Here is a 21,391-nt window from a genome sequence, read left to right on the forward strand (position 1 = left end):
TCGCACATTTTGAGAGGAGGTACACCATGGGTCGTAGTTTGAAAAAAGGACCTTTTGTCGATGACCATTTGATGAAAAAGGTCGAAGCACAAGAAGGCGCTGAAAAGAAAAAAGTGATCAAAACTTGGTCACGTCGTTCTACAATTTTCCCTAATTTTATCGGATTTACAATTGCTGTGTATGATGGACGGAAACATGTACCAGTTTACATCCAAGAAGACATGGTAGGACACAAATTAGGTGAATTTGCACCAACAAGAACTTATCGCGGACATGCTGCCGATGATAAGAAAACAAGACGCTAATTTTGAGGGGAGGATATCCAAAAATGGCAGAACAAATCACATCAGCGAAAGCAACTGCTAAAACAGTCCGCGTTTCTCCTCGTAAATCTCGTCTAGTTATTGACTTAATCAGAGGGAAAAGCGTTGCTGAAGCAATCGCGATCTTAAAGTTCACACCAAATAAAGCAGCTGGAATCATCGAGAAAGTCTTGATGTCAGCTATTGCCAATGCAGAAAATAATTTTGACTTAGATGTTGAAAACTTGATTGTTTCTGAAGCATTCGTAAACGAAGGACCAACGATGAAACGTTTCCGTCCACGTGCGAAAGGTTCAGCTTCACCGATCAACAAACGTACAAGTCATATTACTGTAGTCGTATCAGAAAAATAAGGAGGGACAATCAGTGGGTCAAAAAGTACATCCAATTGGAATGCGTGTAGGCATCATCCGTGACTGGGATGCTAAATGGTATGCTGAAAAAGAGTATGCTGAATTTCTACATGAAGATTTGAAAATCCGTAAATTTATCGCATCTAAACTTGCTGATGCCGCTGTGTCTACAGTTGAGATCGAGCGTGCAGCAAACCGCGTGAATATTTCAATCCACACAGCTAAACCAGGTATGGTTATCGGTAAAGGCGGATCTGAAGTCGAAAACCTAAGAAAAGAATTAAATAGCCTAACTGGCAAACGAGTTCACATCAACATCGTTGAAATCAAAAAACCAGATTTAGATGCTAAATTAGTAGGCGAAGGAATCGCACGTCAATTAGAAAACCGTGTTGCTTTCCGTCGTGCTCAAAAACAAGCGATCCAACGCACAATGCGTTCTGGCGCTAAAGGAATCAAAACACAAGTTTCTGGCCGTCTAAATGGTGCGGATATCGCTCGTTCAGAAGGTTACTCAGAAGGAACCGTTCCACTTCATACATTACGTGCGGACATTGATTACGCATGGGAAGAAGCAGATACAACATACGGAAAACTAGGAGTTAAAGTGTGGATTTATCGTGGAGAAGTTCTTCCAACTAAAAAGAACACTGAGAAAGGAGGGAAATAAACATGTTAGTACCTAAACGTGTAAAACACCGTCGTGAGTTCCGCGGAAAAATGCGTGGCGAAGCGAAAGGCGGAAAAGAAGTAGCATTCGGTGAATACGGCTTACAAGCTGTTGAATCACACTGGATCACAAACCGTCAAATCGAAGCTGCCCGTATCGCAATGACTCGTTATATGAAACGTGGCGGGAAAGTATGGATCAAAATTTTCCCTCACAAATCTTATACTGCCAAAGCTATCGGGGTACGTATGGGTTCTGGTAAAGGGGCTCCTGAAGGATGGGTATCACCAGTTAAACGTGGTAAAATCATGTTTGAAATTGCCGGTGTACCTGAAGAAGTTGCGCGCGAAGCGCTACGTCTTGCTTCTCACAAATTACCAGTGAAAACGAAGATCGTAAAACGTGAGGAAATGGGTGGTGAATCGAATGAAGGTTAAAGAAATCAGAGAATTAACCACTGCCGAAATGCTAGATCAAGAAAAACAATTGAAAGAAGAATTGTTCAATCTTAGATTCCAATTAGCAACAGGTCAATTAGAGAACACTGCACGTATCAAAGAAGTACGTAAATCGATTGCACGCATTAAAACAGTATTGCGTGAACAAGCTAAGTAATAGTGGAAGGAGGCCATTTAGCGTATGACTGAAGAAAGAAATCAACGCAAAGTTTACCAAGGTCGCGTGGTATCAGACAAAATGGATAAAACTATCACTGTTGTCGTTGAAACAAAGAAAAACCACCCTATCTACGGCAAACGTCTGAACTATTCTAAGAAATACAAAGCACACGATGAAAACAACGAAGCAAAAGTTGGCGATATCGTGAAAATTATGGAAACTCGTCCATTATCAGCTACGAAACGTTTCCGTCTAGTAGAGATTGTTGAAAAGGCAGTGATTATCTAATCACACGAGATTTTCCTATATAGATTGTGAATTGCAAAATCTGAAAGGAGGATACACATCGTGATCCAAGCAGAAAGCCGATTAAGAGTGGCGGACAACTCAGGTGCCCGTGAAATTCTAACGATCAAAGTCCTTGGCGGATCTGGTCGTAAAACTGCCAATATTGGTGACGTGATTGTTGCTACGGTTAAACAAGCAACGCCAGGTGGGGTTGTCAAAAAAGGTGACGTCGTTAAAGCCGTTATCGTTCGTACTAAATCAGGAGCTCGTCGTACAGACGGTTCATACATCAAATTCGATGAAAATGCTGCGGTTATTATCCGTGACGATAAGAGCCCTCGTGGAACTCGTATCTTTGGCCCAGTTGCCCGCGAATTGCGTGAAGGCAACTTTATGAAGATCGTTTCCCTAGCACCAGAAGTATTGTAATAGTGATTCTTATCTAAAGGAGGTGCGAAACAAACATGTTTGTTAAAAAAGGCGATAAAGTTAAAGTTATCACTGGTAAAGACAAAAACAAAGAAGGCGTTGTGCTAGCAGCGTTTCCTAAAAAAGACAAAGTCGTTGTTGAAGGTGTCAATGTTGTCAAAAAACACCAAAAACCTTCTCAAACTGCTCCTCAAGGCGGAATCGTTGAAATGGAAGCACCAATTCATGTTTCTAACGTGATGGTGGTTGATCCATCGAACGGTGAAGCTACGCGTGTCGGTTACAAAGAAGTTGACGGCAAAAAAGTCCGCGTTTCTAAGAAAACCGGAGAAGTTCTTGATAAATAATCTGATGAAGGAAGGAGGGGCTAACAGATGAACCGCCTTAAAGAAAAATATTCAAAAGAAGTTGTCCCATCATTAATGGACAAATTTAACTACAGCTCAATCATGGAAGCACCAAAAGTTGATAAAATCGTTATCAACATGGGTGTCGGTGACGCTGTTTCTAATGCTAAAAACTTAGACAAAGCTGTTGAAGAATTACAATTGATCTCAGGTCAAAAACCATTGATCACAAAAGCGAAAAAATCTATCGCAGGATTCCGTTTACGTGAAGGAATGCCAATCGGTGCGAAAGTAACACTACGCGGCGAAAGAATGTATGAATTCTTAGATAAACTAGTAAGTGTGTCATTGCCACGTGTCCGTGACTTCCACGGTGTGAGCAAAAAAGCGTTCGACGGACGCGGAAACTACACTTTAGGTATCAAAGAACAATTGATTTTCCCTGAAGTAGATTATGATTTGATCGACAAAGTACGTGGTATGGATATCGTGATTGTAACAACAGCAAACACAGATGAAGAATCTCGTGAATTGTTGACACAATTAGGCATGCCATTCCAAAAATAAAAAAAGGAGGCGAACTACGTGGCTAAAAAATCAATGATTGCTAAAAACAAACGCCCTGCTAAATTCTCAACGCAAGAATACACTCGTTGTGAACGTTGCGGACGTCCACATTCAGTTTATCGTAAATTTCATCTTTGCCGTATTTGCTTCCGCGAACTTGCCTATAAAGGACAAATTCCCGGCGTGAAGAAAGCTAGCTGGTAAACTATACTCGCATAAAGGAGGTAAATTATCCCATGGTCATGACAGATCCAATTGCAGATTTTCTAACGCGCGTGCGTAACGCAAACATGGTTAAACACGAAAGCCTAGAAGTACCTGCTTCAAAAATCAAACGTGATATCGCTGAAATCTTGAAACGTGAAGGTTTCGTCCGCGATGTTGAATACATTGAAGATGACAAACAAGGCGTGATCCGCGTATTTCTTAAATACGGTAAAAACGGTGAACGTGTTATCACAAACTTAAAACGTATCTCTAAACCAGGCTTGCGTGCTTATGTCAAAGCTGACGAAGTACCAAAAGTATTGAATGGTCTAGGAATCGCGATTATCTCAACTTCTGACGGTGTAATCACTGACAAAGAAGCTAGAGCAAAAAATGTTGGCGGCGAAGTAGTCGCTTATGTATGGTAATTTAAAATATTCCACAAGGAGGTGCCTCTAAGTGAGTCGTATCGGTAATAAGATCGTCGTTCTTCCTGCTGGTGTTGAAATCAAGCAAAACGGAAACGACATTACAGTTAAAGGACCTAAAGGTGAATTAACACGTACTTTCTCTTCTGATATCACAATGAATATCGAAGGAAACGAAGTAACATTCACTCGTCCAAATGATAGTAAAGAAATGAAAACTATCCACGGAACTACCCGTGCAAACTTCAACAATATGGTTGTTGGTGTTTCTGAAGGTTTCCAAAAAGCGTTAGAATTAATCGGGGTTGGGTACCGTGCTCAATTACAAGGGAAAAAACTTGTATTGAACGTTGGTTACTCTCATCCAGTTGAAATCGAAGCGCCAGCTGGAATCGAAATCGAAGTTCCTTCAAACACTTCTGTGATCGTTAAAGGATCAGATAAAGAAGTCGTTGGCGAATTGGCTGCCAATATCCGTGGCGTTCGTCCTCCAGAACCTTATAAAGGCAAAGGAATTCGTTATGTTGGCGAATTTGTACGCCGTAAAGAAGGTAAAACTGGTAAATAGTCGTAATTCTTTACGACTAGCAGCTTAGGCTAGCAAAATTAAAAGAGGTGACAAATTGTGATTACAAAACCAGATAAAAACAAGACACGTCAGAAAAGACATCGTCGTGTACGTAACAAAATCTCTGGTACTGCTGAGTGCCCACGCTTAAACGTGTTCCGTTCGAACAAAAACATCTACGCACAAGTAATTGATGACGTAGCGGGTGTGACGCTAGCAAGTGCCTCTGCCTTAGACAAAGAAGTTTCAGGTGCAACAAAAACTGAACAAGCACAAGCTGTCGGTAAATTAGTCGCAGAACGTGCAGCAGCAAAAGGTATTAAAGAAGTAGTCTTTGACCGTGGTGGATACCTTTACCATGGCCGTGTAGCAGCTTTAGCTGAAGCAGCTCGCGAAAATGGACTGGAATTTTAAGAGAAGGAGGAACACCATTCATGGTTTATATTGATCCAAAACATTTGGAATTAGAAGACCGCGTTGTTGCGATCAACCGTGTAACTAAAGTTGTTAAAGGTGGACGTCGTCTACGTTTTGCTGCATTAGTTGTTGTCGGTGACAAAAACGGACACGTAGGTTTCGGTACTGGTAAAGCACAAGAAGTACCAGAAGCAATCCGTAAAGCAATCGAAGACGCGAAGAAAAACTTGGTGGAAGTACCAATGGTTGGTTCTACAATCCCTCACGAAGTTATCGGTGTATTCGGCGGCGGACGCATCCTTATGAAACCTGCTGTAGAAGGTTCTGGGGTAGCTGCTGGTGGACCAGTTCGTGCCGTATTGGAATTAGCTGGGGTAGCTGATATCACATCTAAATCTTTAGGTTCTAACACACCAATCAACGTTGTTCGCGCAACAGTTGAAGGTTTAAAACAATTAAAACGCGCTGAAGAAGTGGCAGCACTTCGCGGCAAATCAGTAGAAGAATTAATCGGTTAAGGAGGACACTATAATGGCTGAATTGAAAATTACTTTAAAACGCAGTATTATCGGACGTCCCCAAAACCAACGTGATACTGTTAAAGCGTTAGGTCTTACAAAGTTGAATTCAACAGTTGTAAAACCTGCTAATGATGCAATCAAAGGCATGGTTAACACTGTTTCTCACTTAGTGGACGTTGAAGAGGTCTAAGGATCAGCAGATCTAGTTTGATTAAGGAGGTGCCAAACCTATGAAACTTCATGAATTAAAACCATCAGAAGGCTCACGCCAAGTACGTAACCGTGTCGGTCGAGGAACTTCATCTGGTAACGGTAAAACAGCTGGACGTGGACAAAAAGGTCAAAAAGCTCGTTCAGGCGGCGGAGTACGTCTAGGATTCGAAGGTGGACAAACACCATTGTTCCGTCGTTTACCAAAACGTGGCTTTACAAATGTGAACCGCAAAGAATATGCAGTCATCAATCTTGATGTCTTGAACCGCTTTGAAGACGGTGCTGAAGTAACACCTGTTGCTTTACACGAAGCTGGAATCGTCAAAGACGAAAAAGCTGGAATCAAAGTATTAGCTAACGGAGAATTAACGAAGAAATTGACTGTGAAAGCAGCTAAATTCTCAAAAGCAGCTGAAGAAGCAATCGTTGCTGCTGGTGGATCAATCGAGGTGATCTAATGATCAGACTATTGAAGGATGCCTTTAAGGTTAAGGATATTAGATCCAGAATATTGTTCACCGTCTTAATCTTGTTTGTCTTTCGTCTGGGAACACATATTACTGTGCCAGGCGTAGACGCAAGTCGCCTAAATACCATCGCGGATCTACCATTTTTAAACATGTTAAACTTGGTAAGTGGTGGCGCCATGCAACAATTTTCGATTTTCTCGATGGGGGTTTCGCCTTACATCACTGCCTCAATTGTTATTCAGTTGTTGCAGATGGATATCGTCCCTAAATTTGTTGAATGGTCAAAACAAGGTGAAGTGGGTCGTAAGAAACTAAATCAGGCAACACGTTACTTGACGTTGGTATTGGGCTTTGTCCAATCCATGACATTAACGGCTGGATTTAACTATTACACTCAACTCGGGTTTGTAAACAATCCTAATATGGCAACCTATATCGTGATCGGTCTGATTTTAACAGCCGGAACGATGTTAGTCACTTGGTTAGGAGAGCAGATCACCGAGCGTGGTATCGGAAACGGTGTGTCAATGATCATCTTTGCAGGGATCATTTCACGCTTACCAGCAAGCATCAAAGAATTGATTGAAGATTACTTCATTAACGTGGATCAATCGGATATCTGGCTAAATGCTATCTTTATGGCGCTGCTTGTGATCGCTGTGTTGATCGTCATTACATTAGTAACCTATGTTCAACAAGCAGAACGCAAGATTCCGATCCAATATACAAAACGGGTAGCAGGAGCGCCTACCAGCAGTTACCTTCCTTTGAAAGTAAATGCTGCCGGGGTTATCCCAGTTATCTTTGCCAGTTCTTTTATTACAACACCAAATGCGATCATTCAAGCATTAGGTAGTTCATATAGAGGAGAAACTTGGTACGAAGTGGTGCAAACGATCTTTAGTTACAACACTGTACCGGGTGCGATCATCTATACTGTCTTGATCGTTGCGTTTACTTTCTTCTACGCATTTGTTCAAGTAAACCCTGAGAAATTAGCGGAAAACTTGCAAAAACAAGGAAGTTACATTCCGAGTGTGCGTCCTGGTAAAGGAACCGAAGAATATGTATCACGTTTGTTGATGCGATTAAGCACGGTTGGATCGATCTTTTTAGGATTGGTTGCTTTACTTCCAATCATCGCTCAGATGGCTTGGAATCTACCGCAATCGATCGGTCTAGGTGGAACGAGTCTATTGATCATTATCGGTGTGGCACTTGATACTGCCAAGCAGTTAGAAGGGCTTATGCTGAAACGGAAATATACTGGCTTCATCAATTAAAGTTATTGAAGTGTTGAGGGTTTCCTCAACACTATTCAAAAACTTACAGGAGGAATTAGAATGAACTTCATTTTAATGGGATTACCTGGTGCTGGAAAAGGTACTCAGGCAGAACGTATCGTTGCTGAATACGGTCTTCCTCATATTTCAACAGGCGATATGTTTCGGGCTGCGATGGCGAACGAAACAGAACTAGGCCTTAAAGCAAAATCATACATGGATCAAGGCGCATTAGTTCCTGATGAGGTTACAAATGGGATCGTTAAAGAACGTTTAGCTGAACCTGATACCGAGAAAGGTTTCTTATTAGATGGTTTTCCTCGTACATTGGATCAAGCAAAAGCGTTAGATGAGATGCTAGCTGACCTTAACAAAAAAATTGATGCCGTTATTGATATTCATGTTCCTGAAGAAGTTCTTGTAGAACGTTTAGCCGGCCGCTTCATGTGCCGCAATTGTGGGGCAACTTATCATAAATTGTTCAATCCTCCAAAAGAGGAAGGAACATGTGATCGTTGTGGAAGTCATGACTTCTACCAACGTGAAGATGATAAGCCTGAGACGGTCAAAAATCGTCTAGCTGTCAATATCAAAAGCAGTGAACCAATTTTGACTTATTACAAAGACAAAGGGTTATTGCAATCGATTGATGGGGATCGCGACATCGACGCTGTATTCGAAGATGTTCAAAAGATCATTGACTAATCATAGATTGCCCGAGTCCAACTTGCAGCTTAAAACTTTCTCTTGAAATCTTTGACAGGATATGATAGAATATGTCAGTCCGACTTCTACTTTTTATTAAGTAGGAGCATAGTTTGAGAATATCAGGTGGGAACCGAGTTTCCGCCATTTTATCGTGTGAAAATCACAAGTACAAGGAGGTACTGTGCGTGGCAAAAGAAGATATGATTGAAGTCGAAGGTACAGTCGTCGAAACTTTGCCGAATGCAATGTTTAAAGTAGAATTGGAAAACGGACACCAAGTTCTAGCGACCGTTTCTGGTAAGATCCGGATGCACTACATTCGTATTTTACCTGGAGACAAAGTGACGGTGGAATTATCCCCGTATGATCTGAACCGTGGCCGCATTACTTATCGCTTTAAATAATTGTACTCCGTAAAACCACAGGAGGTATTATCATGAAAGTAAGACCATCAGTAAAACCAATGTGCGAACATTGTAAAGTAATTCGTCGTAAAGGACGCGTTATGGTGATTTGCCCAGCAAATCCAAAACATAAACAACGTCAAGGATAATCGGAGGTGTAACAAATATGGCTCGTATTGCAGGAGTAGATATTCCTCGTGATAAACGTGTGGTCGTTTCACTTACTTATATCTATGGTATTGGTAACACGACTGCAAAACAAATTTTAGCTGACGCTGGCGTGTCTGAAGAAGTTCGCGTTCGTGATTTAACGAATGAACAAACAGATGCTATCCGTGCGGAAGTTGATAAATTAAAAGTTGAAGGTGACCTTCGTCGTGAAGTGAACTTAAACATCAAACGATTGATGGAAATCGGTTCTTACCGTGGAATCCGTCATCGCCGTGGATTGCCAGTTCGTGGACAAAACACGAAAAACAATGCACGTACTCGTAAAGGCCCGTCTAAAACAGTCGCAGGCAAGAAAAAATAATTCCTAAGTGAAGGAGGTTAAAACTTCATGGCAGCAAAAAAAGTGAGTCGTAAACGCCGTGTGAAAAAGAATATTGAAGCGGGTATTGCACATATTCACTCAACATTCAATAATACAATCGTAATGATCACTGATACTCATGGTAATGCATTAGCATGGTCATCAGCTGGTTCATTAGGTTTCAAAGGAAGCAAAAAATCTACTCCTTTTGCCGCTCAAATGGCAGCAGAAACAGCTACCAAAGCAGCAATGGAACACGGATTAAGAACTGTTGAAGTAACAGTTAAAGGACCTGGTTCTGGACGTGAAGCAGCAATTCGTTCATTACAAGCAGCAGGTTTGGAAGTGAGTGCGATCCGTGACGTGACTCCAGTCCCTCATAATGGATGCCGCCCTCCAAAACGCCGTCGTGTTTAATGAGTGCTGCTCATTTTGAGTGTAACAAATACGTCATTGAACAAGACACTTTTCGTTTTGAAAGGGGTAATAGATAAGAATGATTGAATTCGAAAAACCAAGAATCGCAAAGATTGATGAAGACAAAGATTATGGCAAGTTCATCGTGGAACCTCTTGAAAGAGGCTACGGAACTACACTAGGAAATTCCCTACGTCGTATTTTATTATCTTCTTTACCTGGTGCGGCAATCACCAATATTCAAATCGATGGAGTTTTACACGAATTCTCAACTGTTAAGGGTGTTCGGGAAGACGTTGCTCAAATCATCTTGAATATTAAAGGTCTTGCATTGAAAATGTACGGGGATGAAGAAAAGACCCTTGAAATTGATATTTCAGGACCTGCTACAGTAACTGCTGGCGATATCATCGTTGATAGTGATGTAGAAATCCTTAACAAAGATATGTATATCTGTACCGTTTCTGAAGGTGCTACGTTCCATGCTCGCTTAACAGTGAAACCTGGCCGCGGCTACGTTCAAGCGGACGAAAACAAAAAAGAAGACATGCCGATCGGCGTTCTTCCAGTCGATTCAATCTATACACCAGTACGTCGTGTCAACTACCAAGTAGAAAACACACGTGTCGGTCGTCGGGATGATTTCGACAAATTAACGATGGAAATATGGACTGATGGCTCAATCGAACCATTGGAAGCAATGAGTTTGTCTGCGAAGATCATGACTGAACATTTAGACATCTTTGTTAACCTAACGGATGAAGCGAAAAACGCTGAAATCATGGTTGAAAAAGAAGAAACACAAAAAGAAAAAATGTTGGAAATGACGATCGAAGAATTAGACTTATCTGTTCGTTCATACAACTGTCTAAAACGTGCAGGAATCAATACTGTACAAGAATTGACAAACAAATCTGAACCAGAAATGATCAAAGTAAGAAACTTAGGCCGTAAATCTCTTGAAGAGGTCAAAGTGAAATTACATGATTTAGGTTTAGGACTACGTAAAGACGATTAAACCGTTTTCGATTACGTTAGTTCGGTTCGTCTGACCGATACAACATTCGAAAGTGAAGGAGGGAAACCACGTGAGTTATCGTAAACTAGGACGCACATCTAGCCAACGTAAAGCGATGTTGCGTGATTTGACAACTGATTTATTCATTAACGAACGTATCGTTACGACTGAAGCTCGTGCGAAAGAAGTTCGTTCAACTGCAGAAAAAATGATCACTTTAGGTAAACGTGGTGATTTGCATGCACGTCGTCAAGCAGCAGCATTCGTTCGTAATGAAGTTGCAAGTGTACGTGAAGAAAACGAAGAAGTAGTTATTGAATCAGCATTACAAAAATTATTCAATGATATCGCTCCTCGTTACACAGATCGCCAAGGTGGATATACTCGTATCTTGAAAACAGAACCAAGACGCGGAGATGCTGCACCAATGGTTATCCTAGAACTTGTTTAAAATCACACTTATCATCACTTTATAGATGTTTACTAAGAGTGTTATGATGTTGGAAGAAACTTTCCGAGTCTAGCTCAGCGCCTACACCTCGATGTATTTCGAGGTGTACGCACTCATCATAAAGTGCTTTTTTTTTACTTTCGATTACCTGTCAAGACAGGTAATGGCAAGTGAAAAAAAGATCTGGAGACAAATCGTGCGTGAATCATTGAAAAACGTGCGCTTTTTTGGTAGTGTTAGAAAGAATTAATCGCAAATGAAGGAGTCAATCATGAAGCCAATCATTGAATTGAATGCTATTACTGTGCGTTATAGCGAAGAAGAGCGTGCCGCGTTAAATAACGTATCCTTTTCCATCAACAAAGGGGAATGGGTGGCGTTGATCGGCCATAACGGCTCTGGTAAATCAACTTTAGCAAAAACCATCAATGGTTTGATCTTGCCGCAAGAAGGCAGTGTTTCTGTCGGCGAATTGCCTTTGAATGAAGAAAATATCTGGAATATTCGAAAAATGGTCGGTATGGTCTTTCAAAACCCTGACAATCAATTCGTTGGTTCGACGGTGGAAGATGATGTGGCTTTCGGTTTGGAAAATCAAGGAATCCCACGTGAAGAAATGCTGGTTCGTGTCAAAGACGCTCTGGAACAAGTACGGATGAGCGAGTTTGCGACCCGGGAACCCGCGCGTCTTTCTGGTGGTCAAAAACAGCGGGTAGCCATTGCGGGCGTCGTTGCATTGCGCCCAGATATCATCATTCTTGATGAAGCCACTAGTATGCTAGATCCAGAAGGTCGTGAAGAAGTGATCGCAACGATCAAAAAAATCAAAGAAAAAAACAATTTGACCGTGTTATCGATCACCCATGATATCGATGAAGCAGCCAACGCCAATCGGGTGCTGGTGATGCGTCAAGGAGAGCTCGTCCGCGAGGGGACACCCGCAGAGATTTTTTCTGCAGGTCCAGAACTGATTGAGCTAGGCTTAGATCTGCCATTTCCTGAAAAATTAAAGGCGGCACTAAAACAGCGGGGCGTCACGGTACCGCAAGCGTACTTAACTGAAGAAGGGATGGTGGATTGGCTATGGACATCCGTTTTGAACAAGTAGGATTCACCTACCAACCGCATTCTCCGTTTGAACAGCGGGTTTTGTTCGATATCGATTTAGAGATCAAAGAAGGCTCTTATACCGCCTTAGTCGGTCATACAGGGAGCGGAAAATCTACGTTGCTGCAGCACTTGAATGCATTATTAAAACCAACGACTGGCACGGTCACGATCGGTGAGCGAGTCATCAAACCCGAGACAGATAACAAAAATCTAAAACCGTTACGTAAAAAAGTCGGGATCGTTTTTCAATTTCCTGAATCCCAATTATTTGAAGAAACCGTTGCGAGAGATATCGCTTTTGGACCGAAAAACTTTGGGGTCTCCGAAGAAGCAGCCAAAGGTTTAGCCCAAGAATACATTCAATTGGTAGGTTTAGATGAAAGTTTTCTGGAACGTTCACCATTTGACCTTTCAGGGGGCCAAATGCGCCGTGTAGCGATTGCTGGGGTCTTGGCTATGGAACCAGAAGTTTTGGTCTTAGACGAGCCGACAGCTGGCTTAGATCCACAAGGACGCAAAGAGATGATGGAAATGTTTGATCGCCTGCATCGGGAAAAGAACATGACGATCATTTTAGTGACCCACTTGATGGATGATGTGGCAAACTATGCTGATTATGTCTATGTGTTAGAAAAAGGACGTCTCGTCAAAGCAGGCACGCCGTCTGTTGTGTTTCAAGACACTGCCTGGCTGCAAGAAAAGCAGTTGGGGGTACCGACTGCAACCGCATTTGCGGAGCAACTACAAGCCAGAGGATTGGCATTTGAGCAGTTGCCGCTAACAGCTGATGAGCTGGCAGATGTTTTAGTAGCAAAGGGGGCGACTGCCCATGATGAATAAACTGATTTTCGGTCGTTTTATTCCTGGGGACTCCTTGATCCACCGTTTAGATCCACGAGTCAAATTGATTGCTAGTTTTTATTTTATCGCGATTATCTTTTTGGCGAATAATTGGCAAAGCTATTTATTAGCGGGTGCTTTTACGCTCTTTTGTATCTCCTTTTCAAAAATCGATTTTGGCTTCTTTATTCGAGGCGTGCGACCTTTGATTTGGCTGATTTTGTTTACTGTGGCGTTACAGATTTTATTTACTACCGGCGGCGACGTCTACTGGTCTTGGTGGATCTTTAACATTACAGAATTTGGTGTCCAAAACGGGATCTTTATTTTTTGTCGTTTTGTTTTGATCATTTTCATGTCGACCTTGTTGACTTTAACGACACCCCCATTAGAGCTTTCAGATGCGATCGAATACATTTTGCGTCCTTTAAAAGCGATCCGTTTCCCTGTCCATGAAATCTCACTGATGCTGTCGATCGCGTTGCGCTTTGTGCCAACCTTGATGGATGAAACAGAAAAAATTATGAATGCTCAGCGTGCCCGCGGGGTCGATTTCGGCGAAGGGGGACTGTTGCAGAAGATGAAGGCGATCGTTCCTTTGTTGATTCCTTTATTTGTCAGCAGCTTTAACCGTGCGGAAGATCTAGCTACCGCTATGGAAGCCAGAGGCTATCAAGGCGGCGAAGGGCGTACGAAGTATCGGATTTTGCACTGGCATCAACGGGACACATTGGTTGTCATCGTTTTTGCGCTCTTTACAGTAGCGTTAGTGTTCTTAAGAGGATAATCGAAGACCTATGATTGAAGTCAACCCACGAAAGGTTCTTAACGAAGCAACGAGTCTGCTGGCGATCCCAGCGGCTGGTTCGAAAAGGCCTGTCGATCGATCAGACTTTTCTCATAGGCCTTTTTTTGAAAAAATAGAAAGAAACAGGTGATTCAATGGTCCGCTATAAAGCGACGATCGCTTATGATGGCACGAATTTTCAAGGATTTCAGCGTCAACCCAATGGACGAACGGTTCAAGAAGAGATTGAAAAGACATTAACGAAGATGAACAATGGGCAGCCGATTCAGATTCATGGCTCTGGCCGCACCGATGCGGGGGTCCATGCGCAAGGGCAAGTGATCCACTTCGATTTCCCTCAAAAGCGCCCACTGGAAAAAATGCGCTTTGGTTTAGATACCCAAACGCCAGAAGATGTTGCGGTAAAATCGGTGGAGATCGTTGACGATACCTTCCATGCCCGCTACTTAGTCGTTGAAAAAACCTACCAGTTTCGAGTGGACATTGGGAAACCTCGCAGTCCTTTCCGCCGTCATTATGCCAGCTATTATCCGTATCCGCTAGATTTGGAAAAAATCCAACGAGCGTTGCCAGATTTTTTAGGCACCCATGACTTTACCAGTTTTTGTGCGACGGGCAGTTCCGTTGATGACAAAACACGGACGATCCATGAAGCGTCCATGGCGGTCAATGACGCTGGAGATGAGTTGATTTTCACCTTTCGCGGCGATGGATTTTTGTACAAGATGATCCGAATCATGGTGGGCACATTGTTGAAAATCGGCAATGGACGACTTGCACCTGACAGTATTCCTGCGATCATTGCGCAAAAAGACCGAAATGCGGCAGGTCCCACGGCTCATCCAGAAGGATTGTATTTGGTTCACGTTGCCTATGAATAAGGAAAAACACAAGCTTCGCTGCTCTTATCCAACAAGAGAAAGCGAAAGCTTGTGTTTTTATTTTTTCTCAGGCAAAACAGGGGTGGTTTCTTGCCAATTCTCAGTCCTTTCCGCTGCCTTCTTAGGCGCAGCAGTGGGGGGTGTTTTTTCTAAGGTACTGGCAGCGACTAAAGCGGCGATGGCTACCAAAAATGCGAAAAGCAAGTAAAGCAGCCAGCTCCAAGCCACGTGATAGCGATTGCCGATGCCTAAAAAGACCATTTGTCCGACGGGCCCCCCTAGCATCACAATGGTGGAAAAGATCCCGCTGCTGATGGCGAGATGTTCTTCATCGATCTCACGAATCAGATGTGCCGAAAAGCGAGGATTGATTTTTCCAATCAGATAGCCTTCAGCAAAGAGCAGCACAATCATGAGCCAACGATTATGCAGGAAGAGAAAATTCAAGGTCAATAGACATAAAACGAAAGAGGTATACGCAATCAAGCGAACCAGACCGGTATTCTTGAACCAGTCGGCAGCAAACAAGGCGCCGGCGACCATGCCGATCGAAGTAGCGATGCCTGCCATCGCAACGGTGTTGCCATAAGTGGCAAACCAAAGCGCAAGGTCATCCAACAGCTGGAGATTCAGTAGACCACTCGTACTAGCGGCTAAGGTATTGATCAGTAAGGCAAAGAGGATCATCTTTTTAAGAAAAGCCGTACCAGTCAATAACTTAAAGGTTTCCGAGAAATTCTGAAAGAGTGGTGTTGGCGCCATCGTGATTTTCCCAGGCACCGCATTAAAGAGCGAGCGGTTCCAGAAGATCACGATGGCGGCTAAGAAAAACGTCACGGCATTGATCAAACCAAAAGCGGCAAAATTATTATTCAGTAAAATGATCCCCCAAGCACCGATCCCTTGAAAGACGATTTAAACGGTGGTTTGACACGCCATTTGAAAGCCCATGGCACTGTCTAAGGCGTCAGCAGGCACAAGACGGCGAACATAGGGCAGCTGCAACCCAGAACAATAAGCGCCCAAACAATCAGATACAATGTTGATGCCTAGCAAAAGGAAGAAAGACCATAAACTAGGCGGCAGTTGGATCAAAAAAGCGAGTGCCACAAAAAGGACTCCTTGTAATAGTCGACTGCTGATCATCCATTGCACTTTGTTTCTGGTACGATCGGCTAGATAGCCAGTCAGGATCCGTAAGAGATCAGGGACTAACAGTGCCATGGAGGCTAAGGAAACAGCAAGGGCATTAAAGGGTAATGTACTGGCATAAACTACAAAGACGATATTAAATAAACTCATGCCGATGCCGCTGAGTAAGGCGGCGTTGACTAAGGCACGATAGCCTTTGTTTTGTTGATATTCTTTCATCGAAATCATCCTTTCACGTTCTACGTTGTAAAATCAGTATAGGATGCTTTATACTAAGAGAAGAAAATAATCCACTATAGTGGAATTTAAATGTACCAGGAGCGTACCAGAGGTTACTGTCACGAGTGGCTAACAGCTAAAAGAGTGGTATGTAAATAGGGGATCGTAGATTTTGTTCCTCAACATTTTATAAGGTTGAATCTAAATTTGAATCTAGATTTGAATCTAAAATAGTAGCATTTAATGGCAGAGCTTCATTCGTAAAGCAAGTTTGGTTTGGCGTTTGCAGACTGATCGCTAGGAGGATGGTTATGGAAGAAGGAAAACTGTACCGACAATTGCGCAAAGAGCGCGGCTATACGATCGCTCAAGTGGCGGATGAACAAAACAGTCGCTCGTTTATCAGTAAATTTGAGCAAGGTGCTTCAAGTATCAGTATTCATCGCTTGGAACGCTTATTAGAAAATATCCATGTTACGGTGGAGGAGTTTTATTATTTACGTGCGCAGCAAAAAGGCATAAAAAGTCACGACAACCTGATGAGCTTCCCCAGCTATATGACGAGCGAATTTATGGATTTACTGGATCGAATTTTAGGGATCAACAAAGAAGCTTTCTTGAGTAACGCCCATGCCCAGCGAAGCAAAGAAGGACTGGAGGAAATGCGCAGCGAACTGATCGCCGCTTCCAAACAGCATTCTTTTGTTTTTCTGTACCTTGAGATCACAAAGGAGATACATGAAATCAATCTCTCAGGTCCTAAACCCAATCACTCTTCTGGTGACTATATGGAAAAGCTGCGCACCAAAACTCGCCCCGTCATTTCCTACCTTACGAAAGTAGACAACTGGGGCGTTTATGAGATTTTGCTGTTTCGTTATTTTCAATTCTTGTTTCCTGTCGAAACCTCCTATCACTTACTGCAGATCGCTATTTCCCGCACAAAAAAAGAACAAGGCTTGTCCTTGATGCGAGAAATTCAAATGGATTTGATTTTTAGTTGTTTTACGACGTTTGTCAATTTTCGCCGCCTGGAGTGGGCAAAAGAGGTGTTGACCATTGCAGAGGAATTATTGGCAGATCGCGGAGACATGCTAAACAGCACGCATCTTCTTTGCTATCAAGGGTGGTACTGGTATATTTATGGTGATCAAGAAAAAGGACTGTTGAAAATCGACCAAGGGCTTTCGATCTTTCGCGTCTTGAAACAAACCAAAATGGTTAAATTATGGGAGCGATCGTTGCACTCCATCAAGAAAAATGCGGAAGAACCTAACAGTTATCTTATGTTTCGCTAAACGCTCTAAGGGCTAACGGGCTAGACATTTGTCCCCGCATCGAAGGGGATCTAGTCGGTAGTGGAGGCTAAGGCCACTAGAGCGAACAACTGCGGAACGCCAGCACAAAAAAAGAACCAAACTCACTGATCATTGAGCGACACCCATAAGTCAGCGTTTGCTCTAACTTATGGGGAGCGCCTCAAAAAGACGAGTTGGTTCTTTTTCGATTAGGTTTCTGGTGGTTGATCCATGAGTTGGCGTTGGTCGTCTAAGACTTGCTTTTTGGCTACTTGTTTCTGGTAAAACCAAGCAAACAGGATAAACAATGCGATGCAGCCGAAGAACAAGCAAACACCGATAACAAAGCCTTGCGGCAAGAAGGACAGTTCCAAGTGATGGGTGCCACTTGGGATCGTCACACTGATAAAGCCGTCTTGAAAGGCGGTGATTGGAACTTCTTTGCCGTCAAGCGTAGCAGTCCAGCCCTTGTCATAAGGGATGGTCGTTACAAGCTGCTGCTCTTTTTCAGTCGTGATATCGGCTTTGGCACTGCGTTTGCCGACCGTCATAGCGACCCCTCGATCTTGGATCGCATCAATTGCTTGTTGGTAGGCGTTGGTATCCAAGGTCACGACTTGCGGGTTTTGGAAGGAGATTTCAGGCGTTCCGTAGAAGCTGACGGTGAATTGAACCGTCGTATCGGTCTCATAGTGCCCTAAGTCGTAGTATTGACCGTTGATACTGATTTGCGTTTCTCGCTGCTGGCCGTTGACTGTCACGGTGGCAGATGAGCTTTCCAATTCCCCAAAGTTGGCAGGGAAAAGACTCAAGTATGCTTGCGAGTTCGCTGGAACCTCCACTTGCCAAGTCACTTCTTTTGCGACATTGCTTTCTTGCTCGGTAAATTTCATATACATGCCGTCATTGGTGATATCTGTATTTTTACTATGGATCACCGTGATCGGCTGAAAGGCAAAATACTCTAAATTTAAATCCGCCAAGCCATTGAAAAGATTTTTCTGGCTCGTCAAGTTGTCGTTTTGCGGCTGTTCAATCGATTCAATGGTTGGTTCAGCCAAGAAACCTAGCGGTAACGCATTTTGATTCTCATAAAGCTTGTATTCACCAGATTCCCCGACACGTTGAAAGCCGTATTTGGTGAGATTTGGCTTGGAGATATTGTATTTGATCCCTGTAAAAGCATCCATCAGCAAGGTATTATTCGGATAGCGGATATTTAAATTGGTGCCGCGGGACCGAAAGCCCAGCTTATCCAGGTAGCTTGAGGAATTGCGGTTACGGATCGAAGAAAACATGCTGACACCGCTGTAGCCATAATTGATACTGTCGTTGGAAGAAACAGGATCAAGGTTTTCTAATCGGAAAAAGGTATCATTGTCTTCGTTGGCTTGAGTGACTAGTTTTTTGATGTCCGGATAAGGTTCTGTATACAAACTGCGAGAAGCATAGTTCCAATCATTCAAAATTCCGCGAACCATGCCGCTCGTATTGACGGCCATTTCTCCGCAGACGAAGATCAGCAGCAAGATCGTCACTCGTTTTTGTGTTAAAAGACCTAATTGCCCGAACCCAATACATAACAAGTAAAGAACAAAGAATACGATCGTTAGCGCAAAAGAAGTAGCGGAAACATATTCATAGGTTCCAGGTCCTTTCAATGCGTAGGAGAGGGCAAACACCACGATCGTAGAAAGACCAATAATGAGAAACAATCCGCGATCTTTTTGCTGCAGCTGCTCCCACCCGTATCCCGCCAGCATGATCACTAAGAAGGAGAACAAATAGGCATAACGGAAAAGGAACATATTTGGGGCATGCATCCCGTGCCAAAAAAGATTCATCGGCACGATATAAAAACTGGCGATCAAAACAGCAAACATGCCAGCGTATAAGAATTTATCCTTCAAGCGGATTTTCTTCGAAACAAAATATAAAATATACAACAGCAGCGGCAATAAGCCGATATAGATGAAGGGAATGGAGCCGTATTTTGTCGTATCGTAAACACCGATCATGTTTTTCATCACGAGGTCAAAGACATCGGTGGCTTCGGTTTTAAAGGAAGAAATCGTTGTTAATTCTTCCCCGTTCGAGCGCAAATCCAATAAGGCAGGTAAGATGATCACCATTGAGGCGCCGCCAGCTAACAAGGAGGTGATGCCGTAAGGGATGATCGCCCCCCGAGCTTGCTTCCAGTTGCGCCCCAACTGAACCAAGAAATACATCACGGAAAAGAGACCGATCATAAAGCCCATGTAAAAACTGGATAAAAATAACAGCAGATAACTGATAAATAACACGACTGGTTTTTTCTTTTTCACTAACCGGTCAATACCTAAAATCACTAGCGGTAGATAGATCATGGCATCAAGCCACATGATCAGTTCCGAATGGGCGGTGATGAAGGACATCAAGGCATAACAGACGGCTAAGGTCACATGCTGCCAACGTTGGATCTTAAAGGTTTGGCTGGCATAAAACCAAAACGCCAAGCCCGCACTGCCGATCTTGATCAAGGTCAAGAAGTACAACGCATCTGGCATCAGCTGATTTGGGAAAAACAAGACCAGAGGAGTGAAGATCCCGCCTAAGTAATAGGAGATCAGTGCCAGATAATTCAAGCCTAAAGAGGCGTTCCATGTATAAAAGATACTTTGTTTGCCTAAGAGCATATTGCGAAAGCTGGCATGAAAGTTTGAGAATTGCGAAAAGGCATCACTGGCTAAGACACTGCGGCTGCTGCCAGGGTAGATGCCGATGGTCAAATAGATCACTGCCATGATAAGAAACGGCAAGAAGAAACTAGCAAGCATATAAGGCCAATGTTGTTTGGCAAATGTTTTTATTTTCGTCACAAGAAGTCACCTGTTCTTTATCAATTTTTTCTTAGTTTACCACAGGTGAATCGATTAAAAAAACAAAGACCTGTTTTCTTTAATGAAAACCTAAGTGAAAGCGCACCAAAGAAAAAAGGGTACAAAAAAAGCCGTTCAAAACGAACGGCCGAAAAGGTCTAATTATACGCGCTCAACTTTTCCAGATTTCAAAGCACGAGTTGACACCCAAACTTTTTTAGGTTTTCCGTCAATCATAACGCGAACTTTTTGCAAGTTAGGTTTCACAGTACGTTTTGTCGCATTCATTGCGTGAGAACGATTGTTTCCACTTGTAGTTTTACGTCCAGTAAAGTAACAAACTTTAGCCATGTGGTTATTTCCTCCTTTGCCTTGATGTTGGAGCGCTATTTCAGCTCATACCATCTGAATTTATCACAGAAAGGTGAAAAAAGCAAGAGTAATTTTCAAGAAACATTGACTTTTCCCGGTAAACATTGTAAATTAAACAAGGTCGAAATGCAAGACGTTTGGTCAGAAAGCCCCTTTTCATATGTCTCATCCTTTTATTTGCGGTACAGCTATGATAAAATATGTAAGAAGAAAGATGGGTCATGCCCATTGAAGGAGGCTATAAAATGGCTGTAAAAATTCAAACCTCATCAGGTATTATTGAAATCAGCAATGAAGTCATTGCAACAGTGGTCGGAGGCGCAGCAACAGATGTGTTCGGCATTGTTGGTATGGCTAGCAAGAAACAAATCAAAGATAACATCAATGAAATTTTACGAAAAGAAAATTATTCTCGCGGTGTCGTTGTCCGCCAAGAAGAAAACGGCATTGCAGTGGATGTATACACGATCGTCAGCTATGGAACAAAGATTTCCGAAGTTTCCCGCAACGTGCAGGAAAAAGTGAAATACAACTTAGAAACGATGCTAGGTGTATCTGCGAACTCGGTAAATGTATTTGTTCAAGGCGTACGTGTACTGCCAGATTAGGCAAGGGATCCGT

35 protein-coding genes are annotated in these 21,391 nt (G+C 42.8%); 31 read left to right on the forward strand and 4 right to left on the reverse strand.

The window, feature by feature from the left end; all coding sequences use genetic code 11:
• The first annotated feature begins 26 nt into the window (after positions 1-26).
• The 28 genes from rpsS (at position 27) to truA (ending at position 14,871) form a co-directional block, all read left to right on the forward strand.
• Entirely contained in the window at positions 27-305 is a 279-nt protein-coding gene (gene rpsS, locus QN079_RS01230) for a 30S ribosomal protein S19 (RefSeq protein ID WP_005226914.1), read from the forward strand.
• A 23-nt stretch (positions 306-328) separates the two neighbouring features.
• Positions 329-676, forward strand: coding sequence for a 50S ribosomal protein L22 (gene rplV / locus QN079_RS01235; protein ID WP_003127973.1), 348 nt, complete (start codon positions 329-331; stop codon positions 674-676).
• Between the two features lie 13 nt (positions 677-689).
• Positions 690-1,346, forward strand: coding sequence for a 30S ribosomal protein S3 (gene rpsC / locus QN079_RS01240; RefSeq protein WP_005226916.1), 657 nt, complete (start codon positions 690-692; stop codon positions 1,344-1,346).
• A gap of 2 nt (positions 1,347-1,348) precedes the next feature.
• Positions 1,349-1,783, forward strand: a complete 435-nt coding sequence (gene rplP, locus QN079_RS01245; protein WP_005226918.1) for a 50S ribosomal protein L16 — start codon at positions 1,349-1,351, stop codon at positions 1,781-1,783.
• Positions 1,773-1,961, forward strand: coding sequence for a 50S ribosomal protein L29 (gene rpmC / locus QN079_RS01250; protein WP_002288664.1), 189 nt, complete (start codon positions 1,773-1,775; stop codon positions 1,959-1,961). Before rplP ends, rpmC begins: the two co-directional genes overlap by 11 nt.
• Positions 1,962-1,985: 24 nt before the next feature.
• Positions 1,986-2,252 carry a 30S ribosomal protein S17 gene (gene rpsQ / locus QN079_RS01255; protein WP_003128005.1) on the forward strand — a complete coding sequence of 89 codons (267 nt, stop codon included), beginning with the start codon at positions 1,986-1,988 and terminating at the stop codon, positions 2,250-2,252.
• A gap of 60 nt (positions 2,253-2,312) precedes the next feature.
• Positions 2,313-2,681 (forward strand): 50S ribosomal protein L14, encoded by a 369-nt coding sequence (gene rplN / locus QN079_RS01260; RefSeq protein ID WP_003128006.1) that lies wholly within the window; start codon positions 2,313-2,315, stop codon positions 2,679-2,681.
• Positions 2,682-2,716: 35 nt separating this feature from the next.
• Positions 2,717-3,028 carry a 50S ribosomal protein L24 gene (rplX, locus tag QN079_RS01265; RefSeq protein WP_003128007.1) on the forward strand — a complete coding sequence of 104 codons (312 nt, stop codon included), beginning with the start codon at positions 2,717-2,719 and terminating at the stop codon, positions 3,026-3,028.
• 27 nt (positions 3,029-3,055) lie between these two features.
• A complete protein-coding gene (gene rplE, locus QN079_RS01270; RefSeq protein WP_005227088.1) occupies positions 3,056-3,595 on the forward strand; it encodes a 50S ribosomal protein L5 in 540 nt (179 codons plus the stop codon).
• A gap of 18 nt (positions 3,596-3,613) precedes the next feature.
• Complete coding sequence (locus QN079_RS01275; RefSeq protein ID WP_003128010.1) at positions 3,614-3,799, forward strand: type Z 30S ribosomal protein S14; 186 nt, start codon at positions 3,614-3,616, stop codon at positions 3,797-3,799.
• A 32-nt stretch (positions 3,800-3,831) separates the two neighbouring features.
• A complete protein-coding gene (gene rpsH, locus QN079_RS01280) occupies positions 3,832-4,230 on the forward strand; it encodes a 30S ribosomal protein S8 (protein ID WP_005227093.1) in 399 nt (132 codons plus the stop codon).
• A gap of 31 nt (positions 4,231-4,261) precedes the next feature.
• The gene (rplF, locus tag QN079_RS01285; RefSeq protein ID WP_005227095.1) at positions 4,262-4,798 is read left to right on the forward strand and encodes a 50S ribosomal protein L6; all 537 of its coding nucleotides are present in this window, start codon (positions 4,262-4,264) and stop codon (positions 4,796-4,798) included.
• A gap of 57 nt (positions 4,799-4,855) precedes the next feature.
• Entirely contained in the window at positions 4,856-5,212 is a 357-nt protein-coding gene (rplR, locus tag QN079_RS01290) for a 50S ribosomal protein L18 (protein ID WP_081118833.1), read from the forward strand.
• 20 nt (positions 5,213-5,232) lie between these two features.
• A complete protein-coding gene (gene rpsE, locus QN079_RS01295; protein WP_003128014.1) occupies positions 5,233-5,733 on the forward strand; it encodes a 30S ribosomal protein S5 in 501 nt (166 codons plus the stop codon).
• A gap of 13 nt (positions 5,734-5,746) precedes the next feature.
• The gene (gene rpmD, locus QN079_RS01300) at positions 5,747-5,926 is read left to right on the forward strand and encodes a 50S ribosomal protein L30 (RefSeq protein ID WP_003128015.1); all 180 of its coding nucleotides are present in this window, start codon (positions 5,747-5,749) and stop codon (positions 5,924-5,926) included.
• A 40-nt stretch (positions 5,927-5,966) separates the two neighbouring features.
• Complete coding sequence (rplO, locus tag QN079_RS01305) at positions 5,967-6,407, forward strand: 50S ribosomal protein L15 (RefSeq protein WP_003128016.1); 441 nt, start codon at positions 5,967-5,969, stop codon at positions 6,405-6,407.
• On the forward strand, positions 6,407-7,702 hold the full coding sequence (gene secY, locus QN079_RS01310) for a preprotein translocase subunit SecY (RefSeq protein ID WP_005227099.1): 1,296 nt from the start codon (positions 6,407-6,409) through the stop codon (positions 7,700-7,702). Before rplO ends, secY begins: the two co-directional genes overlap by 1 nt.
• A 60-nt stretch (positions 7,703-7,762) precedes the next feature.
• On the forward strand, positions 7,763-8,407 hold the full coding sequence (locus QN079_RS01315; protein ID WP_096742105.1) for an adenylate kinase: 645 nt from the start codon (positions 7,763-7,765) through the stop codon (positions 8,405-8,407).
• Between the two features lie 188 nt (positions 8,408-8,595).
• Positions 8,596-8,814, forward strand: a complete 219-nt coding sequence (infA, locus tag QN079_RS01320) for a translation initiation factor IF-1 (RefSeq protein WP_002288695.1) — start codon at positions 8,596-8,598, stop codon at positions 8,812-8,814.
• A gap of 32 nt (positions 8,815-8,846) precedes the next feature.
• Complete coding sequence (rpmJ, locus tag QN079_RS01325; RefSeq protein WP_002288710.1) at positions 8,847-8,963, forward strand: 50S ribosomal protein L36; 117 nt, start codon at positions 8,847-8,849, stop codon at positions 8,961-8,963.
• Between the two features lie 17 nt (positions 8,964-8,980).
• Positions 8,981-9,346 (forward strand): 30S ribosomal protein S13, encoded by a 366-nt coding sequence (gene rpsM, locus QN079_RS01330; RefSeq protein WP_005227102.1) that lies wholly within the window; start codon positions 8,981-8,983, stop codon positions 9,344-9,346.
• A gap of 27 nt (positions 9,347-9,373) precedes the next feature.
• Complete coding sequence (gene rpsK / locus QN079_RS01335; protein WP_005227104.1) at positions 9,374-9,763, forward strand: 30S ribosomal protein S11; 390 nt, start codon at positions 9,374-9,376, stop codon at positions 9,761-9,763.
• 79 nt (positions 9,764-9,842) lie between these two features.
• A complete protein-coding gene (locus tag QN079_RS01340; protein ID WP_008376367.1) occupies positions 9,843-10,781 on the forward strand; it encodes a DNA-directed RNA polymerase subunit alpha in 939 nt (312 codons plus the stop codon).
• Between the two features lie 70 nt (positions 10,782-10,851).
• Positions 10,852-11,232: a 50S ribosomal protein L17 gene (gene rplQ, locus QN079_RS01345; RefSeq protein ID WP_003128038.1), complete on the forward strand. Its 381-nt coding sequence runs from the start codon at positions 10,852-10,854 to the stop codon at positions 11,230-11,232.
• A gap of 271 nt (positions 11,233-11,503) precedes the next feature.
• Entirely contained in the window at positions 11,504-12,340 is an 837-nt protein-coding gene (locus tag QN079_RS01350) for an energy-coupling factor ABC transporter ATP-binding protein (protein ID WP_005227109.1), read from the forward strand.
• A complete protein-coding gene (locus QN079_RS01355; RefSeq protein ID WP_005232516.1) occupies positions 12,316-13,182 on the forward strand; it encodes an energy-coupling factor ABC transporter ATP-binding protein in 867 nt (288 codons plus the stop codon). The genes QN079_RS01350 and QN079_RS01355 overlap by 25 nt, the downstream gene beginning before the upstream one ends.
• Positions 13,172-13,969 (forward strand): energy-coupling factor transporter transmembrane component T family protein, encoded by a 798-nt coding sequence (locus QN079_RS01360; RefSeq protein WP_005227113.1) that lies wholly within the window; start codon positions 13,172-13,174, stop codon positions 13,967-13,969. The genes QN079_RS01355 and QN079_RS01360 overlap by 11 nt, the downstream gene beginning before the upstream one ends.
• A gap of 155 nt (positions 13,970-14,124) precedes the next feature.
• Entirely contained in the window at positions 14,125-14,871 is a 747-nt protein-coding gene (truA, locus tag QN079_RS01365) for a tRNA pseudouridine(38-40) synthase TruA (protein WP_010748617.1), read from the forward strand.
• A gap of 57 nt (positions 14,872-14,928) precedes the next feature.
• Here the strand turns inward: truA and QN079_RS01370 are convergent, their stop codons facing one another.
• Positions 14,929-15,633 (reverse strand): MFS transporter, encoded by a 705-nt coding sequence (locus QN079_RS01370; protein ID WP_289230276.1) that lies wholly within the window; start codon positions 15,631-15,633, stop codon positions 14,929-14,931.
• A 1-nt stretch (position 15,634) separates the two neighbouring features.
• Here QN079_RS01370 and QN079_RS01375 point away from each other — a divergent pair, with 1 nt between their 5' ends.
• Entirely contained in the window at positions 15,635-15,778 is a 144-nt protein-coding gene (locus tag QN079_RS01375) for a hypothetical protein (RefSeq protein WP_289230277.1), read from the forward strand.
• Positions 15,779-15,786: 8 nt separating this feature from the next.
• On the opposite strand, the gene QN079_RS01380 is transcribed toward QN079_RS01375, so the two are convergent.
• Positions 15,787-16,242 (reverse strand): MFS transporter, encoded by a 456-nt coding sequence (locus tag QN079_RS01380; protein WP_289230278.1) that lies wholly within the window; start codon positions 16,240-16,242, stop codon positions 15,787-15,789.
• 311 nt (positions 16,243-16,553) lie between these two features.
• Between QN079_RS01380 and QN079_RS01385 the strand changes: the two genes are divergently transcribed.
• Positions 16,554-17,540, forward strand: coding sequence for an Rgg/GadR/MutR family transcriptional regulator (locus QN079_RS01385; protein WP_115231604.1), 987 nt, complete (start codon positions 16,554-16,556; stop codon positions 17,538-17,540).
• Positions 17,541-17,749: 209 nt separating this feature from the next.
• Here the strand turns inward: QN079_RS01385 and QN079_RS01390 are convergent, their stop codons facing one another.
• A complete protein-coding gene (locus tag QN079_RS01390) occupies positions 17,750-20,398 on the reverse strand; it encodes a YfhO family protein (protein WP_289230279.1) in 2,649 nt (882 codons plus the stop codon).
• Between the two features lie 162 nt (positions 20,399-20,560).
• Complete coding sequence (gene rpmB / locus QN079_RS01395) at positions 20,561-20,749, reverse strand: 50S ribosomal protein L28 (RefSeq protein WP_003128045.1); 189 nt, start codon at positions 20,747-20,749, stop codon at positions 20,561-20,563.
• 266 nt (positions 20,750-21,015) lie between these two features.
• On the opposite strand from rpmB, the gene QN079_RS01400 reads away from it, so the two are divergent.
• The gene (locus QN079_RS01400) at positions 21,016-21,378 is read left to right on the forward strand and encodes an Asp23/Gls24 family envelope stress response protein (protein WP_005227125.1); all 363 of its coding nucleotides are present in this window, start codon (positions 21,016-21,018) and stop codon (positions 21,376-21,378) included.
• Positions 21,379-21,391 lie beyond the last annotated feature (13 nt).

Source organism: Enterococcus sp. FZMF (genome assembly GCF_030263915.1).
Classification (GTDB): Bacteria; Bacillota; Bacilli; order Lactobacillales; family Enterococcaceae; genus Enterococcus_D; species Enterococcus_D casseliflavus.

Bases quoted from the DNA above. Each gene is read 5' to 3' on its own strand.
- rpsS (WP_005226914.1), top strand. From the start codon at position 27: ATGGGTCGTAGTTTGAAAAAAGGACCTTTTGTCGATGACCATTTGATG.
- rplV (WP_003127973.1), top strand. From the start codon at position 329: ATGGCAGAACAAATCACATCAGCGAAAGCAACTGCTAAAACAGTCCGC.
- rplP (WP_005226918.1), top strand. From the start codon at position 1,349: ATGTTAGTACCTAAACGTGTAAAACACCGTCGTGAGTTCCGCGGAAAA.
- rpmC (WP_002288664.1), top strand. From the start codon at position 1,773: ATGAAGGTTAAAGAAATCAGAGAATTAACCACTGCCGAAATGCTAGAT.
- rpsQ (WP_003128005.1), top strand. From the start codon at position 1,986: ATGACTGAAGAAAGAAATCAACGCAAAGTTTACCAAGGTCGCGTGGTA.
- rplX (WP_003128007.1), top strand. From the start codon at position 2,717: ATGTTTGTTAAAAAAGGCGATAAAGTTAAAGTTATCACTGGTAAAGAC.
- rplE (WP_005227088.1), top strand. From the start codon at position 3,056: ATGAACCGCCTTAAAGAAAAATATTCAAAAGAAGTTGTCCCATCATTA.
- rpsH (WP_005227093.1), top strand. From the start codon at position 3,832: ATGGTCATGACAGATCCAATTGCAGATTTTCTAACGCGCGTGCGTAAC.
- rpsE (WP_003128014.1), top strand. From the start codon at position 5,233: ATGGTTTATATTGATCCAAAACATTTGGAATTAGAAGACCGCGTTGTT.
- rpmD (WP_003128015.1), top strand. From the start codon at position 5,747: ATGGCTGAATTGAAAATTACTTTAAAACGCAGTATTATCGGACGTCCC.
- rplO (WP_003128016.1), top strand. From the start codon at position 5,967: ATGAAACTTCATGAATTAAAACCATCAGAAGGCTCACGCCAAGTACGT.
- secY (WP_005227099.1), top strand. From the start codon at position 6,407: ATGATCAGACTATTGAAGGATGCCTTTAAGGTTAAGGATATTAGATCC.
- QN079_RS01315 (WP_096742105.1), top strand. From the start codon at position 7,763: ATGAACTTCATTTTAATGGGATTACCTGGTGCTGGAAAAGGTACTCAG.
- rpmJ (WP_002288710.1), top strand. From the start codon at position 8,847: ATGAAAGTAAGACCATCAGTAAAACCAATGTGCGAACATTGTAAAGTA.
- rpsM (WP_005227102.1), top strand. From the start codon at position 8,981: ATGGCTCGTATTGCAGGAGTAGATATTCCTCGTGATAAACGTGTGGTC.
- rpsK (WP_005227104.1), top strand. From the start codon at position 9,374: ATGGCAGCAAAAAAAGTGAGTCGTAAACGCCGTGTGAAAAAGAATATT.
- QN079_RS01340 (WP_008376367.1), top strand. From the start codon at position 9,843: ATGATTGAATTCGAAAAACCAAGAATCGCAAAGATTGATGAAGACAAA.
- QN079_RS01350 (WP_005227109.1), top strand. From the start codon at position 11,504: ATGAAGCCAATCATTGAATTGAATGCTATTACTGTGCGTTATAGCGAA.
- QN079_RS01355 (WP_005232516.1), top strand. From the start codon at position 12,316: ATGGACATCCGTTTTGAACAAGTAGGATTCACCTACCAACCGCATTCT.
- QN079_RS01360 (WP_005227113.1), top strand. From the start codon at position 13,172: ATGATGAATAAACTGATTTTCGGTCGTTTTATTCCTGGGGACTCCTTG.
- truA (WP_010748617.1), top strand. From the start codon at position 14,125: ATGGTCCGCTATAAAGCGACGATCGCTTATGATGGCACGAATTTTCAA.
- QN079_RS01370 (WP_289230276.1), bottom strand. From the start codon at position 15,633: ATGGCGCCAACACCACTCTTTCAGAATTTCTCGGAAACCTTTAAGTTA.
- QN079_RS01380 (WP_289230278.1), bottom strand. From the start codon at position 16,242: ATGAAAGAATATCAACAAAACAAAGGCTATCGTGCCTTAGTCAACGCC.
- QN079_RS01385 (WP_115231604.1), top strand. From the start codon at position 16,554: ATGGAAGAAGGAAAACTGTACCGACAATTGCGCAAAGAGCGCGGCTAT.
- rpmB (WP_003128045.1), bottom strand. From the start codon at position 20,749: ATGGCTAAAGTTTGTTACTTTACTGGACGTAAAACTACAAGTGGAAAC.
- QN079_RS01400 (WP_005227125.1), top strand. From the start codon at position 21,016: ATGGCTGTAAAAATTCAAACCTCATCAGGTATTATTGAAATCAGCAAT.